Source organism: Streptomyces sp. Q6 (assembly GCF_036967205.1).
In the GTDB taxonomy this organism is placed as follows: domain Bacteria; phylum Actinomycetota; class Actinomycetes; order Streptomycetales; family Streptomycetaceae; genus Streptomyces; species Streptomyces citrinus.
This window is the reverse complement of the sequence record NZ_CP146022.1, coordinates 2,980,058-2,996,719: the sequence shown is the minus strand read 5'-3', so window position 1 is coordinate 2,996,719 and position 16,662 is coordinate 2,980,058. Positions and strand designations below refer to the sequence as shown.

General features: G+C 71.8%; 12 protein-coding genes and 1 pseudogene. 1 reads left to right on the top strand and 12 read right to left on the bottom strand.

Features of this window, described 5'->3' with window-relative positions:
* Positions 1 to 12: 12 nt before the first annotated feature.
* The 8 genes and pseudogenes from V2W30_RS13945 to V2W30_RS13910 all read right to left on the bottom strand — a co-directional run bounded on the left by V2W30_RS13945 (position 13) and on the right by V2W30_RS13910 (position 9,445).
* Positions 13 to 1,407, bottom strand: coding sequence for a hypothetical protein (locus V2W30_RS13945; RefSeq protein ID WP_338696568.1), 1,395 nt, complete (start codon positions 1,405 to 1,407; stop codon positions 13 to 15).
* Between the two features lie 342 nt (positions 1,408 to 1,749).
* Positions 1,750 to 2,717 (bottom strand): annotated as a pseudogene (locus V2W30_RS13940) (N-acetylglucosamine kinase).
* On the bottom strand, positions 2,714 to 3,979 hold the full coding sequence (locus V2W30_RS13935) for a 6-phospho-beta-glucosidase (protein WP_338696567.1): 1,266 nt from the start codon (positions 3,977 to 3,979) through the stop codon (positions 2,714 to 2,716). Before V2W30_RS13935 ends, V2W30_RS13940 begins: the two are co-directional and overlap by 4 nt.
* A gap of 16 nt (positions 3,980 to 3,995) precedes the next feature.
* Positions 3,996 to 4,907, bottom strand: a complete 912-nt coding sequence (locus V2W30_RS13930) for a carbohydrate ABC transporter permease (RefSeq protein WP_338696565.1) — start codon at positions 4,905 to 4,907, stop codon at positions 3,996 to 3,998.
* Positions 4,908 to 4,912: 5 nt separating this feature from the next.
* Complete coding sequence (locus V2W30_RS13925; RefSeq protein ID WP_338696563.1) at positions 4,913 to 5,848, bottom strand: sugar ABC transporter permease; 936 nt, start codon at positions 5,846 to 5,848, stop codon at positions 4,913 to 4,915.
* 17 nt (positions 5,849 to 5,865) lie between these two features.
* On the bottom strand, positions 5,866 to 7,203 hold the full coding sequence (locus V2W30_RS13920; protein ID WP_338696561.1) for an ABC transporter substrate-binding protein: 1,338 nt from the start codon (positions 7,201 to 7,203) through the stop codon (positions 5,866 to 5,868).
* A gap of 59 nt (positions 7,204 to 7,262) precedes the next feature.
* Positions 7,263 to 8,429, bottom strand: coding sequence for an ROK family transcriptional regulator (locus V2W30_RS13915; protein WP_338696559.1), 1,167 nt, complete (start codon positions 8,427 to 8,429; stop codon positions 7,263 to 7,265).
* 479 nt (positions 8,430 to 8,908) lie between these two features.
* Positions 8,909 to 9,445, bottom strand: coding sequence for an HNH endonuclease (locus tag V2W30_RS13910; protein WP_018531511.1), 537 nt, complete (start codon positions 9,443 to 9,445; stop codon positions 8,909 to 8,911).
* 196 nt (positions 9,446 to 9,641) lie between these two features.
* Here V2W30_RS13910 and V2W30_RS13905 point away from each other — a divergent pair, with 196 nt between their 5' ends.
* Positions 9,642 to 10,751 carry a mechanosensitive ion channel family protein gene (locus V2W30_RS13905; protein WP_425244533.1) on the top strand — a complete coding sequence of 370 codons (1,110 nt, stop codon included), beginning with the start codon at positions 9,642 to 9,644 and terminating at the stop codon, positions 10,749 to 10,751.
* 64 nt (positions 10,752 to 10,815) lie between these two features.
* Here the strand turns inward: V2W30_RS13905 and V2W30_RS13900 are convergent, their stop codons facing one another.
* The 4 genes from V2W30_RS13900 to V2W30_RS13885 all read right to left on the bottom strand — a co-directional run bounded on the left by V2W30_RS13900 (position 10,816) and on the right by V2W30_RS13885 (position 16,517).
* Positions 10,816 to 12,168, bottom strand: coding sequence for an FtsX-like permease family protein (locus tag V2W30_RS13900; protein ID WP_338696551.1), 1,353 nt, complete (start codon positions 12,166 to 12,168; stop codon positions 10,816 to 10,818).
* Positions 12,165 to 12,881 carry an ABC transporter ATP-binding protein gene (locus V2W30_RS13895; RefSeq protein ID WP_338696549.1) on the bottom strand — a complete coding sequence of 239 codons (717 nt, stop codon included), beginning with the start codon at positions 12,879 to 12,881 and terminating at the stop codon, positions 12,165 to 12,167. The genes V2W30_RS13900 and V2W30_RS13895 overlap by 4 nt, the downstream gene beginning before the upstream one ends.
* Positions 12,878 to 13,435, bottom strand: a complete 558-nt coding sequence (locus tag V2W30_RS13890; protein WP_338696547.1) for a PadR family transcriptional regulator — start codon at positions 13,433 to 13,435, stop codon at positions 12,878 to 12,880. The genes V2W30_RS13895 and V2W30_RS13890 overlap by 4 nt, the downstream gene beginning before the upstream one ends.
* A gap of 112 nt (positions 13,436 to 13,547) precedes the next feature.
* Complete coding sequence (locus tag V2W30_RS13885) at positions 13,548 to 16,517, bottom strand: beta-N-acetylglucosaminidase domain-containing protein (protein WP_338696545.1); 2,970 nt, start codon at positions 16,515 to 16,517, stop codon at positions 13,548 to 13,550.
* Between the last annotated feature and the right edge of the window lie 145 nt (positions 16,518 to 16,662).

Sequence of the window (16,662 nt, the reverse complement as noted above, 5' to 3'; positions counted from 1 at the left end):
CCGCACCCCCTCTCACCGGTACTCCGAAAGCCTGCGCCCGATGCCGAGCACCGCGCCCGCCGCGGCGAGCACCGCCAGCACCGCGGCGCCCACGGGCAGTCCGGTCATCGCGTCGAGCCCGTCGCCCGCCTCGGTGCTGAACTGCCGCTGCTCGTGCGCCAGTGCCGTGTCGAGACTCTGGTCCACCAGATCGAAGCACTCTCCGGTCGGCTTGTCCTGCTTCGAGCCGATGATCTTGTCGAGGGCGCCCTGGTAGTTACCGGAATCGTCCGCCTTGCGGGCGTCCTTGTGGCGGGCGAGCCATTCCTTCATGCTCGCGTTCGCCTTCGTCACCGGGGCGCGTCCGGCGCTGTCGCCGCCCGCGAGGGAGTCGGCGGCGCCCAACTTGTCGCCCAGCGTGTTCATCTGCTTCTGGAAGTCGACGTCGTACTTGTCCTTGATGTCGCCGTTCTTCAGCTCGACCGTCTCGGCGCCGCGGCTGACCAGCGTCAGGTTCTCGCTGCCGCGCGCCTTCAAGGACGCGATGCTCGCGTCGTGCAGGACGTTCAGCGAGCGGACGCCGTGGTCGTAGGAGGCGTCGAGCCCGCTGCGCGCCACCGTGTGCCCCACCACGAGCCACAGCAGCACCACCGCCGAGGCGGCGGTCGCGGCGAGCAGTCCGTGGTTGAACACCCGGTTCGTCCGACGGTAGTTGCGTCGCTGCGCCCACGCGAGAGCCCCGAGGGCGATGACGCCGAGGGCGATCGCGATCCAGGGGTACGGGGTCGCCGCGTCGTAGTCGCCGCGCAGCCGCTGGTTCTCCTTGGTGTACAGGTCCTCGGCGGCCGGGAGCATCTCGGTCTGCATCTTCTCGTTCGCGTACCGCAGGTAGGCGCCGCCCAGCGGGAAGCCCTGCCGGTTGTTGGCGCGGGCCCGCTCGATGAGGCCCTTGTACTGCGGCAGCAGCTTGTTCAGTTCGGCGATCGTCTTCGCGGAGGGGGAGCCCGGGTCGGTGCTGGCCGCGGCGGTCACGAGCTTCTCGGCGGCGGTACGGATGTCCTTCTCGTACCGGTCGCGCACGGCGGCGGGCTCCTGCCCGCCCGCCAGGAACCCGCTGGACGCCGCGGTGTTGGCGTCGGCGAGGGAGCGGTAGATGTCGGCCGCGTCGGCGCTCAGCGGCTGGCTGGAGTGCAGCACGTCGTCGGCGGCGGCGGAACGGTCCGTCATCTGCCACGCCGTCGTCGCGCCGAACGCCACGACGAGCAGCGCGATCACGGCCCCGATGATGCGCAGCCGCCCCGGCTCGGTCGTCGCCGCGGACTTCAGGCGGTCCACGCCCTCGGCCCAGGCGGTGCGCCGCGCGGGCGCCGGTGCGGGCGCGGGCACGCCGGGCGCCGCGCCCCGCGTCTGCGGCGGCACGCTCGGCATCGACGGCACGGTGCCACGCCCCGGTGGCGCCGCGCTCCCGTTCGGCGGTGATGTCACTCTCGACCCTCCCCCATGGTCGTACGTCGTTCACTTCCGCCCGGCGTACGAGGGCGCGGGCGAAGGTGCACGGCCGCAAGTATCGCTGCCGCGACTGACATCCGCACAGGCATTGACTCGATCTTGTTCAGGCGATCTCGCCCCGGCCGTGCCCCGGCCGCTTCCGGTACGACGTCGCGGGCCCCGCCTTGGAACACGTGCCGGGGATGCGATCGGTTCCCTTCGCGGCCCGGCGATCACGGCGGGGCGCCGGGCCGTTCCCGGTCCCGGCGCCCCGCGCTCCCGCTACGACGCGTAGTGGCCCCGCACCCGCGCGAACACCTCCGGCGCGGCCCCCACCGCGTCGAGGCCGAGCAGCGCCGCGCCGAGGACCGGCCGCTCGGAGACCACCCGCGGTACCGCCCTGGGCGCGCGGACCGACAGCAACTCGCTGATCCGTGACTCCAGTTGAGGGTGGCGTGCGGCCAGGACGCTGCCGCCCAGGAGGACCGGCACCTCCTCCGCCAGCAGATCGAGGCGGCGCAGCGCGACCACCGACATCGCCACGACCTCCTCGGCCATCCGGTCCACCACGGCGCGGGCCACCGGGTCCCCGTCCGCCGCCGTGGCGAACAGCACGGGCGTGCACTCGTGGCGCCGGGCGAGGGGGATGTGCTCCAGGTGCAGCGCCTCGATGAGCGCGTACATGGAGGAGAGCCCGAAGTGCGCGGGCAGCGTGCGCATCAGGGCCGTGGGTTCGCCCCGGCCGTCCTCCGCGCGGGCCGCGAACCAGAGGGCCTCCTCCGCCAGGCCCCCGCCGCCGCCCCAGTCGCCGGAGATCTTGCCGATCGCCGGGAAGCGGGCGGTGCGCCCGTCCGGCAGCATGCCGACGCAGTTGACGCCCGCGCCGCACACGACGGCGACGCCGCGCGGCTCGCCGTCCTCCAGGAGCCCGGCGCGCAGCACCGCGAACGTGTCGTTGCGCACGTCGACACCCGGCGCCCACCCCGGGCCCGCAGCGCGACCGCCAACTCCTTCTCCTCCACCGGGAGATCGGCGTTGGCCAGGCACGCCGACACGTGCGCGACCGAGGCGACGCCGGCCTGCGCGAACGCCCGGCCGACCGCTTCGGCCAGCACGTCGACGGCCGCCTCCACGCCCACCTTGGGCGGCTGGAACCCGCCGCCGCGGGCCGCGCCGACGACGGTGCCGTCGGCCGCGACCACCGCGACGTCGGTCTTGCTGTTCCCCGCGTCCACGGCAAGGACGGTCATGCCCACGCGAGATGCTCCCGGTTGTGCGCGATCAGCTGGTCGGTGAGCTGCTCGGCGTACTCGAACTGTCCCACCAGCGGGTGGGCGAGCAGCGCCTTGAAGACCCGGTCGCGGCCGCCGCGCAGGGCGGCGTCCAGGGCCAGGTCCTCGTACGCGGTGACGTTCGCGACGAGGCCCGCGTACATCGGGTCGAGCCGCGGCACCGGCAGCGGGCGCGCGCCCTTCCCGTCGACCGCGGCCTGCACCTCGATGACGGCGTCGTCGGGCAGGAACGGCAGCGTGCCGTTGTTGTACGTGTTGACCACCTGGTACGGCGAGCCGCCGCCGCCGAGCAGGGACGCGGCGAGGTCGACGGCCGCCTCGCTGTAGAAGGCGCCGCCGCGCTTGGCGAGCAGCTCGGGCTTCTCGTCCAGCGTCGGGTCGCCGTACATCGTCAGCAACTCGCGCTCCATCTCGGCCACCTGCGCGGCCCGCGACGGTTTGGTGCGCAATTCCCGTACGACAGCGTCATGTTGGTAGTAGTAGCGCAGGTAGTACGACGGCACGACCCCCAGCCGGTCGACGATCTGGCGCGGCATGTGCAGGTCCTCGGCGACGGCGTCACCGTGGTCGGCGAGCAGCCGGGGCAGCACGTCCTCGCCGTCCGGGCCGCCGAGGCGGACGCCGAGCTCCCACGTGAGGTGGTTGAGGCCGACGTGGTCGAGGTGGACCTGCGACGGCGCCACGTCGAGGAGGCGGGCGAACTTCCGCTGGAAGCCGATCGCCACGTTGCAGAGCCCGACCGCCTTGTGCCCGGCCTGGAGCAGCGCCCGGGTGACGATGCCGACCGGGTTGGTGAAGTCGATGATCCAGGCGTTCGGGTTGGCGCGGCGCACGCGCTCGGCGATGTCGAGGACCACCGGCACCGTGCGCAGCGCCTTCGCGAGGCCGCCCGCGCCGGTCGTCTCCTGGCCGACGCAGCCGCATTCGAGGGGCCACGTCTCGTCCTGGTTGCGCGCGGCCTGGCCGCCGATGCGCAGCTGGAGTAGCACGGCGTCGGCGTCGGCGACCCCGGCGTCCACGTCGGACGTCGTACGGATGACGCCCGGGTGGCCCTGCTTGGCGAAGATCCGGCGCGCGAGACCGCCGACCAGTTCGAGGCGGTCGGCCGCCGGGTCGACGAGGACCAGTTCCTCGATCGGCAGCGTGTCCCGCAACCGCGCGAATCCGTCGATGAGTTCGGGTGTGTAGGTCGACCCTCCGCCGACCACAGCGAGCTTCATATCCGAATGACCTTCCTTAGCCCTTGACCCCGGTGAGGGTGACGCCTTCGACGAAGGCCTTCTGTGCGAAGAAGAAGACGATGCAGACCGGCGCCATCACGAGCAGCGTCGCGGCCATCGTCAGGTTCCAGTTGACGCTGTGCGCCGACTTGAAGGATTCGAGCCCGTAACTCAGTGTCCACGACGCCGGGTTCTGGGCCGCGTAGATCTGCGGACCGAAGTAGTCGTTCCAGCAGTAGAAGAACTGGAACAGCGCGATCGCGGCGATGCCGGGCTTGGCCATCGGCACCACGATCTTCAGCAGGGTGCGCAGTTCGCCGCAGCCGTCGACCTTCGCCGACTCGATGTACTCCTTCGGGATCGTCAGCAGGAACTGACGGAGCAGGAAGATCGAGTACGCGTCGCCGAACGCCATCGGGATGATCAGCGGCCACAGCGTCCCCGACAGATGGAACTGCTGCGCCCACACCAGGTACATCGGAATCACGATGACCTGGGGCGGCAGCATCATCGTCGAGATGACCAGCATCATCGCCGTACGCCGGCCGCGGAAGCGGAACTTGGCGAGCGCGTACGCGACGGGGATCGCCGAGCACACGGTGAGCAGCGTCCCCAGGCCCGCGTAGATCAGCGAGTTCTTCCACCAGTCGAGGAAGCCGTCCGTCTGCACGACGGCCTTGTAGTTCTCCCAGTGCCAGGCGTCCGGCCACAGGTCGCCGCTCATCGCCTGGTCGTCGCTCATCACGGACGTCAGGAAGACGAACACGAAGGGGAGCACGAACAGCAGCGCGATCGCGATGGCCACGCAGTGCACGGCGATCCAGTTCAGGACCCGCTTGCGGCGGGCGCGGGCCGCCGCGGGCCCTCTCTCGTACGGGGCTTTGGCGGTCGTGGTGGGCGCCGCCGGGCGCAGTGTCGTCGTGGTCATGGGTCTCAGTCCTCCGCCGCGAGCAGGCCCGAGCGCTTGCGCATCAGCAGCATGGTCACGGCCATGGCGATGACGAACAGGACGAGCGAGAGCACGCACGCCGCGCCGGTGTTGAAGTTCTGGAAGCCCATCGAGTAGACGAGCTGCGGAACGGTCAGGGTCGAGTGGTCGGGATACCCGGGCTGGATCACCGACCCGGGGCCGATGGAGACGCCGGACGCGATCTTTCCGGCGACCAGGGCCTGGGTGTAGTACTGCATGGTCTGTACGACGCCGGTGACGACGGCGAACATCACGATCGGCGTGATGGACGGCCAGGTCACGAACCGGAACTTCGACCAGGCCCCGGCCCCGTCCAGGTCGGCCGCCTCGTACTGCTCCTTCGGTACGTCGAGGAGCGCGGCCATGAAGATGACCATGAGGTCGCCGATGCCCCACAGGGAGAGCAGGACGAGGGACGGCTTGGCCCAGGCGGGGTCGTTGAACCAGTTGGGGCCGTCGATGCCGACCTTGCCGAGTACCTCGTTGACGGGTCCGGTCGCCGGGTTGAGCAGGAAGACGAAGGCGACGGTCGCGGCCACCGGCGGCGCGAGATACGGCAGGTAGAAGGCGGTACGGAAGAAGCCGACCCCGCTCTTGATCTTCGTGACGAGCAGTCCGAGCGACAGCCCGAAGACGACCCGCAGCGCCACCATGATCACGACCAGCCACAGCGTGTTCCACAGCGCGGGACCGAAGAGCGGCATGTCCTGGAACACGTACTTCCAGTTCCGCAGCCCCACGAAGGTGGGCGCCTTGATCTGGTTGTAGTGCATGAACGAGAAGTAGACGGTGGCGATCAACGGGTACGCGAAGAACGCGCTGAACCCGATCAGCCACGGGGAGAGAAAGCCGAGCGTGCGCAGTCTGCGGCGCGCGGGCCGGGAAAGTGTGAGTGCCATGGTGCCTTCTCCGCCCCTCAGTTCTTCGATTGCAGGGTGTCGGCGTCGATGAGCCGGTCGAGGCGTTTCAGCCCCTTCTTCAGGTCAGGGACATCGCCGGCCTCCTCGCTGTACGAGAAGTCCTGCAACTGCACGATGTACATGCCGCCGTTCGTGGAGGGCGGAAGGACCTGGCTGTATTTGTTCTTCGCGATGTCGAGGAACGTACGGAACGTCGGATCGGCGTCCAGCTTCGGCGACTTGAGGGCGGCGTACGTCGACGGGACGTTGTGGATCGCGTTGGCGAACTTCACCACCTGGTCGGTGTCGGCCGTCAGGAACCTCACCAGTTCCCACGCCGCGTTCTGGTGCTTGCTGCTGTGCGCGATCCCGGCGACGGTGCCGGTCAGATAGCCGCGCCCGTACGTCTCGGCCTGGTCGTCGGGGACCGGCAGCGGGGCGACCCCCCAGTCGAACTTCGCCTTCGCGTCGTCGAGCATCAGTCCGCGCCATTCACCGTCGAGATGCATGGCCAACTTGCCGCTCAGAAAAGCGTTCTGGTTGGACATCTCGTCACCGAACGACGTCCGGAACTTCTCCAGGGCGTCATATCCGCCCTGTGCGTCCACGAGCTTGCGCGCGGTCTTGAAGAACTCGTACGAGGCCGGCTCCTTCGCGAGCCGCGATTTCCCGCTCTTGTCGAAGTACGTCGGCCCCCACTGGGCGAACAGCCGGTCCGGGCTGTTCTGGTAGAGCCGGAAGTTCGGCATGAATCCGACGCGCTTGTACGAGTTCCCGGACTTCTCGGTGAGCTTCTTCGAGTCGGCGACGAACTCGGACATCGTCTTCGGCGGTCGCGCGATACCCGCTTCCTTGAAGGCGTCCTTGTTGTAGTACATGCCGAACGCGTCGGCGAGCAGCGGCAGAGCGCACTGATTGCCCTGGTAGCTCGTGTAGTTGAGCAGCGACCGCGGGAAGACCTCGTCCTTCTTCAGTCCGGTCTTCTTCATGAACGGGTCGAGGTCGACCCACATGCCGGAGTCGCAGTACTGGCCGACGTTGTTGGTGGTGAAGGACGAGACGACGTCGGGAGCCTCGTCGCCGCCGGCCCGCAGGGCCTGGTTGACGGTGGCGTCGGAGACGTTCCCGGTCGCCCGGACCCGGATGTTCGGGTGCAGCTTCTCGAAGCGGGCGATCGAGTCGTTGATCGCCTTCACCTCGCCGGGCGCCGACCAGCCGTGCCAGAACGTGATGGTCACGGGCTTGGTCGGATCGTCGTCGGCGCTGCCGGTACTCGGGTTGGCGCAGCCGGCGAGCAACAGCCCGGCCGAGGCGAGTACCACGGGAGCGCGCAGGGGTATGCGCCATCGCGGCATGGCGAACGTCCTTTACGTGTACGGGGGTTGGGGCGTGGGAGAGAGGGAGGGCGGGCGGGTCAGGCGGTGCTGGTGTCGAAGACGGTGTCGCGGGCCTGGGTGAGGGCGGTGCGCAGGGCGCCGGTGAGGATGGGATCGCCGTCGAGTTCGCTGACGCGCAACTGCGGCCGGGGCAGGGCGAGCCCGGACAGCTCCTCCTCCACCCGCTCCCGCAGGGCGTCGCCGCCGGCCTGGGCGACCGTCCCGGACAGCACGACGAGTTCGGGGTCGACGACAGCGACGACCGCGGCGAGCCCGGTGGCGAGCCGCCGGGCGACCTCGTCGAGCACACCGGGGTTGCTCAGGGCCTCGCCCAAGTCGTGCACGCCCCCGGCGAGTTGGCGCACTGCGGGGGCGGCGACAAGGCTCTGGAAACCGCCGCCGCCGTCGGTACGGGCGTGGACGCTGTCGCCGCCGCGCGCGAGCGGGGCGCCCGGCAGCGGCATGTAGCCGATCTCGCCCGCGCCGCCCGTGGCGCCGCGCAGCAGCGTCCCGCCCAGCACGATGGCGGCGCCCACGCCCTCGTCGACGTAGGCGAGGACGAAGTCGTCGTGGTCCTGGGCCGCGCCTTCGTGCTGCTCGGCGACGGCGGCGAGATTGACGTCGTTCTCGATGGAGACGGGCGTGCCGAGGACCTCGGCGAGCTCGGCGCGCAGGGTGCGCGAGTGCCAGCCCGGCAGGTGCGGGGCGTACCGGAGCTGCCCGGTGTGCGGGTCGATGGCGCCCGGGGTGCCGATGACGGTGGCGGTCAGCTCGTCCGGCCGGAGTCCGGCCTTGCCCAGGGCCCCTTCGACGGCCTCGGCGACGAGCTGCGCGGTGCGGTGCCGCACGTCCTCGGCGACGGCGACGGCCTCGATCCGGCAGCGTCCCCGCTCGGCGCCGGTGATGTCGGCGACGACGGCGGTGATGCCGGTGGGGTCGGCGGACAGGGCGGCGACGTGCGCGGCCCCGGGCTCGATCTCGTACAGCACCGCATTGGGTCCGGGCCGCCCGGCCTGACTCCCGGTGGTCCGCACGAGCCCGGCGGCTTCGAGCCGCCCCAGGATCTGCGAGGTGGTCGGCTTCGAGAGCCCTGTCAGCTCGCCGATCCGGGTGCGGGTGAGCGGCCCGTGCGCGACGAGGAGATCGAGCGCGGCCCGATCGTTCATGACACGCAGCACGCTGGGGGTGCCGGGGGTGACCGCCATCGCCGCTCTGCCTCCTCGCAGGACTGTTAGGAAGGTTTCCTATCGGTGCGAGGAAGGTAAGGCGCGCGTGAAGGGGGCGTCAATAGCGAGCGGCCCCCGGTCGGCCAACTCGTTACCTTCGACGCCCGGCCGCTCCGGCCGCGCCCTCCCGGTCCGACCCCGGATCGGACTGCCGGTGTGTTCATAACAAGGCGCCCGGACAAGGGAGTTGAGGGCATAGAGTCGTCGTCCAGCAAACGCGCGAGTCCGCCCGTCCTGGTGGCCGACCCGGTAGCCGTTGTTCACACCGGCCAGGTCGAACCCGGCCAGGTCGAACCCCGCCAGGTGGAACTGGACGATCAGTCAGCGGCTTCGCCGCACCCGTACAGCGTCCCGTCAGGGCGTGTGCAGCAGGGGAGCGCCCGGCGGACGAAAGGGGTGGCCGCCCGCCCACCGGGCGCACGGCCACCCCCGTCACACACGAAGACCCGGATCGATGATCAGGCGGAGACGCCTTCGATCCGGGCCAGTGCCTCGTCCGCGCCGAACGGCTGCAAGTACGGCAGCCAGCGCGGGTCCCTATGCCCGGTCCCGATGATGCGCCAGGCCAGGCCCGACGGCGGGGCCGGTTTGTGGCGCAGGCGCCAGCCGATCTCCACCAGGTGGCGGTCGGCCTTGGTGTGGTTGCAGCGGCGGCACGACGCCACCACGTTGTCCCAGACGTGCTGACCCCCGCGGCTGCGCGGGATGACGTGGTCGACGCTGGTTGCGACGCCACCGCAGTACATGCACCGGCCGCCGTCACGGGCGAACAGCGCACGTCGGGTCAGAGGAACGGGCCCCCGGTAGGGAACCCGTACGAACCGCTTGAGCCGGACCACGCTGGGGGCGGGGACGGTACGGGTCGCACTGTGCATGAAGGCGCCGGACTCCTCGAGGCACGTGGCCTTGTTCTCGAGGACGAGTACGAGCGCGCGGCGGAGCGGTACGACGCCGAGCGGCTCGTACGACGCGTTGAGGACCAGGACATGCGGCACGGATGCCTCCTTGTACGCCGGCGGCGCGTGGCTCGCGCCGGGACGATCTCGTAGTCAGTCTCCCCTCATGGCTGGTCATGGCGCCACCATGTCCGCGTAACGGGCTGGGAGTGTTTTCGACCACACGTCCTTCATCCCCAGGCGGGCACGGCCTCTCCCTCGAACATGGCAACAATCCACACACGATGCCCCGTTAGTGTGGTGGGTCAGCCCGCACCCGTCCCCGAGCAACACCGAGGTACCCGCTGTGATCGCGACCGTCCTGCCGGCTTCCGACACGAAGGAACAGCCCACGCTCAAGGACGCCCAGGAGCAGGCCGGACAGGCCGCGAGCTGGGTCGAGCAGAACTGGTCCACCTGGCTGGGCATAGGCCTGCGGGTGCTGCTGATCGTCGTGATCGCGGTCGTGCTGCGGGTCGCCATCCGCCGCGCGATCACCAAGCTGATAGAGCGCATGAACCGCACCGCGCAGGCCGTCGACGGCACCGCGCTCGGTGGGCTCCTGGTGAACGTGGAGCGGCGGCGGCAGCGCTCGCAGGCCATCGGCAGCGTGCTCCGCTCGGTGGCGTCCTTCGTGATCCTCGGCACAGCCGCGCTCATGATCCTCGGCACTTTCGAGATCAATCTCGCACCGCTGCTCGCCTCCGCCGGTGTCGCCGGCGTGGCCATCGGCTTCGGCGCCCGCAACCTCGTGACCGACTTCCTCTCCGGCGTCTTCATGATCCTGGAGGACCAGTACGGCGTCGGGGACTCGATCGACGCCGGTGTCGCCTCCGGCGAGGTCATCGAGGTCGGCCTGCGCGTCACCAAGCTGCGCGGCGACAACGGCGAGATCTGGTACGTGCGCAACGGCGAGGTCAAGCGCATCGGCAACCTCTCCCAGGGCTGGGCCACCGCGGGCGTCGACGTCACCGTCCGCGCCGACGAGGACCTCGACAAGGTCAAGTCGGTGCTGGCCGAGGCCGGCGAGGCCATGAGCAAGGCCGAGCCGTGGAACGAGATGCTGTGGGGCCCCATCGAGGTGCTCGGCCTCGACAGCGTGCTGCTCGACTCGATGGTGGTGCGGGTCTCCGCCAAGACCATGCCCGGCAAGTCCCTGACCGTGGAGCGCGAGCTGCGCTGGCGCATCAAGCGCGCCTTCGACGAGTCCGGGATCCGGATCGTGGGCGGCGTCCCCGTGCAGGTCGACGGCGAGCCCGCGGTGGATCCGACGGCCGGCATGTCGGCGCCCTCGGCGTACGCGTCGACGACGTCGCCGCAGTCGCTGGCGGCTTCCCCGATACCGCCGGCGAATCTTTCGAAGTAGTCCCTACGACGCAGGGGGCGCCCGGAGATCCTCTCCGGGCGCCCCTGCGCGTGGCGGGACTCTCTTACGCCATCCGCAGGTACGCCGGATGCGTCGAGCGGCGCAGCAGGGGCAGCGCGGTCGCCGCGGCCAGGAGACAACAGCCGTAGACGGCGACGGGGACCAGGAGCGGGGCGGCCCACGGCACGTCCTGGTCCGTGGCGGAGGCGTACGCCGTGTGGATCGCCGTGCCACCGGCCGTGGCCAGGAGCAGGGCGGGGGCCAGCGGCAGGGCCGTCTCCAGGAGCAGGGCGCGGATCAGGACCCGGCGCGGCACCCCGCTCGCGGTCTGCGCGGCCAGGGCCCGGCGCCGGGACGACAGCGACTCCGCGACTCCCACGGCCAGCGCGGCCATGCTGATCAGGAGGGCGAGGGCGACGGCCGCCCCGGTGAGGTCGATGCCGAACGTGTAGTACTCGATGGACATGCCGAGGGTCCCCTCGCGCCGCTGTTCGTGCAGCCGGTCGATCAGGATCCGCCGGATGCCGATCAGGGCGACGCCGACGACCGTGACCAGGACGACCGCGGCGTGGCTGCGCGCCGCCGCCCAGGGATCCTCCTGGAGCCGGTGCGCGGCCAGCAGCGTGGCGGGCTTCTGCGCGCGCTCCGCGAGTCGCCGTCCCATCGTCCTCGCCGAGAAACCGGTGATCCACAGGGCGGCGGCCCCGGTGACCGCCACCGTGCCGATGACGATCATCGGCAGGACGGCGACCTGACCGCGGAAGCCCCGGGCCATGACCAGCACCACCGCCGCGGCCACCAGGAGCACCGGCAGGAACAGGCCCACCAGCAGCCCCGGCCCGCCGCGTGCCCGCTCCCGCCGCACGTGCCCGAGCGGTGAGGCGATGACCCGGCGCAGCGCGAACCGGCTCACCAGCGCCGCGAGGACCGGAACGGCCACGACCACCACGGCGGAGCCGGCCCACGCGACCGGGTCCGGCAGCCGTCCGACGGACAGCACGGCCACCGTGAACACGACGAGCCCGGCCACCGCCCCCACCAGGCACGCGAGCCCGGCCTCCAGAGCCGCGATCCGCCGCACCTGCTTCGGCCCCGCCCCCGACAGCCGCAGCCCGGCCAGGCGCCGGTCGCGGTGGACCGCGCCGATGCGGGCGCACTGCCCGAGGAAGCCGAGCACCGGCACCAGCAGGAGCAGCAGCGCCAGCACGAAGCCCTGCCGGGTGCCGGGCTGGTCCAACAGGCCGTACCCGTACGGGAACCAGACCTGGCCCCGGATGCTCGCCAGGGCCACCGCCCCGAGCGCGAAGAGCGTCGCCGCCCCCGCCCCCACCGCCGTCAGCGCGGCCCGCCGCCGCTCCAGCCGGTCGGCGCCCCGGGTCAGGAGCCAGGCGAGCCGCAGGTCGGACCCGGCACTCATCGCGCCACCTCCGACGCGGCGGACGACGAGCCCGACGGCATCGCGCCGAAGGCGTCCTGCACCACCCCGTCCTGGAGGCGCACCTCGCGGTCCGCGTACGCCGCCACCTGTGCCTCGTGCGTCACCAGGACCACCGCGGTGTGGGTCTCGCGCGTCGTGTGGACCAGCGACGCGAGGACCTGCTCCGTGGCCAGCGAGTCGAGCGCGCCGGTCGGCTCGTCGGCGAAGACGATCTTCGGCTCGGTCACCAGTGCCCGTGCCAGGGCGACCCGTTGGGCCTGGCCGCCGCTCATCTCGCCGGCGCGCAGCTCGCGCTGGCCGCGCACGCCGAACCGCTCAAGCCACGCGTCGGCCTCCGCCCGCGCCGCGGCCCGCGGTCGCCCGGCGAGCAGCAGCGGCAACGCCACGTTGTCCAGCGCGGACAGCTCGGGGATGAGCTGTCCGAACTGGAAGACGATGCCGAAGTCGGTGCGGCGCAGCTCGCTGAGGCGCTCCTCGTCGAGTCCGGCGAGGCGGGTGCCCTCGTACGCCACCGCGCCTGCGTCGGGGTGCACGATGCCGGCCAGGCAGTGCAGCAGCGTCGACTTGCCGCTGCCGCTGGCGCCCGTGACGGCGAGGATCTCGCCGGCGTGGACCTCGACGTCCGCGCCGCGCAGGGCGGGTGTCCTGCCGTAGGACTTCGTGAGCCCTTCGGCGACCAAGAGTGTGCTCATGCTGCGGTGACCTCCGCGGTCAAAGTGGTGAGCCGGGCGGCGGTGGTGGTCATCCAGCGCAGATCGGCGTCGAGGTGGGCGAGGGCGTAGTCGGCGGACAGGACGGTGGTGAGGTCGGCCTTCGGGTCGGTCTTCACCGCGGTCAGCTCGCGCATCCGGGCCATGTGCGCGGCGCGCTGGGCCAGCAGGTGCGCGGCGGGATCGGCGCCCTCCCCGACCGGGCTCCCGTCGGCGACGAGGATGGCGACGACGACCTTCGCGAAGATCTCGTTGGCGACGTGCGGGGCGGGCGGGGTGATCTCCCGGGCCCAGTCGAGCAGTTCACCGTGGCCCTGCTCCGTCGCCCGGTACAGGGTGCGTTCGGGGCCGCCGTCGGAGTCAGTGCTGTCGACCTCCACGAGGCCGTCGCGGACCAGGCGCTGCAAGGTCGTGTAGACCTGCGCGTAGGCCAGGGGGCGGGCCTGCGGGAACCGTTCGTCGTGGCGTCGCTTCAGGTCGTAGCCGTGGCGGGGTCCCGAGGCGAGCAGCCCCAGCAGGATGTGGCGGGTGCTCATGAGGTCAGTATGTACTGGGTATATGTACTGAGTACATAGCGACGCGTGGGGCGGCAGAAGTGGGAAGCAAGGTTCCGGTTCGCCGTGCGGCGGGACTCAGCTCACGCCCGGCTCACTGCGGAGCCACCGCGTACGCCTCCACCGACCACAGCGAGATCCCGTACTCCGTGGCCCGCTCGTCCCCGACCACCCGCACGAAGCGGACGTCCTTCGCGTCCATCCGGACCGCCTCGCGTCCGCCCTGGCCGTCGCGGACGGTCGCCGCCGTGCGCCAGGTGCGGCCGTCCGTGGAGGTCTGGACGCGGTAGGCCTTCGCGTACGCGTCCTGCCAGCGCAGGACGATCTGGCCGAGGCGCACGGGGGAGTCGAACTCCGCCTGCCACCACTCGCCGTCCTTCGCGGGGGAGGACCAACGGGACTCCGCGGAGCCGTCGTTGGCGCCGGACGCGGGGAAGTCCGGGGTCTCGTCCGCCGAGGACGTCGCCTTCGCGGTGCGGGCCAGGTCGGGACCGGCCGTGCGCGGGTAGGCGCGCACCGACACCGTGCGGGTCTCGTCGCCGAACGACACCGGGACCTCGTACGTCCCTGCGGGAGTGCCCCGGGGGACCGTCACCTCCACGGGGACGTCGACCTGCGTGCCGCGCGGGAGTTCGGACTTCTCGGGGACGTGCACACGGATGTCGTGCGGGGCCTTCGCCGTGAGCTTCCCGCGGACCGCGGCGGGGCGCTGCGACGTCAGGCGGGCCGTGATCCGCTGCGCGGCGCCGCCGATCTCCGCGTCGGCCTCGGTGCGGGCCAGGGAGAGCGCGGCGCTGGGCGTGTCCGCGTACCAGGGGACGAGGTGGCTGACCCGGTCCGTGCCCGTGACCCGTACCGCGTCCGCCCGCGTGTTCTTCGCCGGGAGTTCCGTGAAGCCGCCCTCCGCGAGGGCCCCCAGGCGCCGCCAGCCCTCGCCGGGGACGTGGATCTCGACCGTGCCCCGCGCGTCCGGGTCGGTGAGGACCGTGACCGTCGACAGGGCGCGCACGCGCGGGAGTTCGGCCGAGGGGCCCGTCGCCGCGTCCGCCCGGTCCGTGCCCGCCCACGCCGCGAACGCCTTCTGCGCCCGCGTCAGGAACGGGTCCAGCACGCCCTTGCCGACGGTGACCTGGCCGCTTCGCTTCAGGTCCGCGCGCAGGGACGACAGGCGGCGCGCGGCCTGCCAGGCGGCCGCGGTGTCACCGCGACCCGCCGCCTCCAGCATGTCGACGGCCGCCTCGCCCGCCGCGCCGTAGCGGCCCAACTTGTCGCTCCACGGCCGCACTTCGGACGCGAGCGCGGTGTCGTCGAGCGCGCCGGGCGTGCGCCGCATCACCGTGAACGCGGCGCGCAGCTCCTTCGCCGCCTTCTTGTTGCGGGCCGCGTCCGTCGTCGTACGGGCCTGCCAGAAGGCGGACAGGAGGGGCTGGAGGTACGCGGACTCCTCGGCGCCGAGGACCGAGGAGGCGTCGTTGCCCGCGAGGGCGGTGAGCGCCCGCCCGCGGGCGGTGTCGCCGTCCGCGAGGTCGTCGATCGCCGCCCTCCAGGAGTCCTGGGGGCGGTAGTCGCGCGGGTTCCACGCGTAGTCCGCGGCCGTGAAGAGCGGGATGCGGGAGGCCGCGGGCTGCTCCATCGCGGTGGCGAGGACCGCCGCCGAGCCGGACGCCACGGCCGGTTCGCGGCCGGTGTAGGGGCCGAGGAAGATACGGTCCTGCGCGTAGTCGTTGACCGGGTAGTTGTCCATCGTGAGCAACTGGTGCGCGCCGCCGAACGCCCGGTTGGCGCCCGCCAGTTCACCGCCCGTGATGGTGCGCGGGACCACGCCCACGCCGGTCCACGCGACCTCCACCGTGTCGTCCAGATCGCGGGCGAGCGCCGTACGGTACGCGGTCTTCCCGTCCTGGTAGTACTCGGTCGGCATCAGCGACAGCGGCTCGGCGCCCGGGTGGCGGTCGGCCAGGTGCTCCGCCACCGCGTTCGCGACGCGCGCCTGCGCCCTCGCCGCGGCCTGCGGCCCGGACCCGAACGCGCGGGCGTCCGACGCGCAGTGCCACTCGCTGTACGACACGTCCTGGAACTGGAGCTGGAACGCGCGCACCCCGAGCGCCCACATCGCGTCCAGCTTGCGGTTGAGGGCCTTCACGTCGTCGGGCGACGACATGCACATCGCCTGTCCGGGCGCGACGGCCCAGGCCAGCGTCACGTGGTTGGCGCGGGCCCGCTCGGCCAGCTCGCGGAAGTCGGCACGCTGCTGCGCCGGGTACGTCTCGCGCCAGCGGGCCTGGCGGTACAGGTCGTCGCCCGGCGCGTACAGATAGCGGTTCTGCTTGGTGCGGCCCATGAAGTCGAGCTGCTCCAGGCGCTGCCGGGTCGTCCACGGCGTTCCGTAGAAGCCCTCGGTGAGGCCGCGGACCGCCGTGCCCGGCCAGTCCCGTACGACGACGCCCGCGACGGACCGCCCGTCGAGGAGCTGCCGGAACGTCTGCACCGCGTGGAACAGGCCGTCGTCCCCGATGCCCTCCATGGCCACGCTCGGGCGTCCGGCCGTGTGCCCGACGGCGATGCGGTAGCCGCCGGACGGCAGGTCGCGGCGGGCCGTCGCGCCGAGGCCGCGCAGCACCGTGTCGAGGGAACCGGCCGCGCTGTTGCGGGAGTCGGGCCGGTAGTCCCCGGCGCCCGCCGACGTCTCGGGCACCGCGGAACCGGTCCGCACCACGAGCCCCGACCCGGCGGGCACGGCGGAGTCGTCGGCGACCTGCCGGATCTCGCGCGCCCCGGCGTCGCGCAGCGCCGTGCGCAACGCCTCCACCGCGTACGGGTCGGTCCCCGACGGGACGACGAGCACCACGTCGTCCGAGACCGTGACCCCATGGGCCGAGGCCTTCAGCGACTGCGGCCGCGGCCACACTGACGGCAGCCCCGCGTCCGACTCCGTTTTCCCGGCGGTGCCCGACGTGGTCCCCGGCGCCGGCGGAGCGGCGACCGCTCCCGTGGCCCCGCCCAGCGTCCCCGCGATGACGGCGACCGCCAGAGCGGCCGCCCTCTTCCTGCGCCGGAGCTGCACGGCCTACTCCTCAACGAAGATCTACGGGATCAGAGCTTTCCCAGGGTGGCTACCGACCCCACCACTCACCGGGGCAGGGTGTCAACGCCCGTGGCCGTTGTGCCGCAATTGCCCCGACGGGGCGTGGTGCGACCAGTGAAGTTCT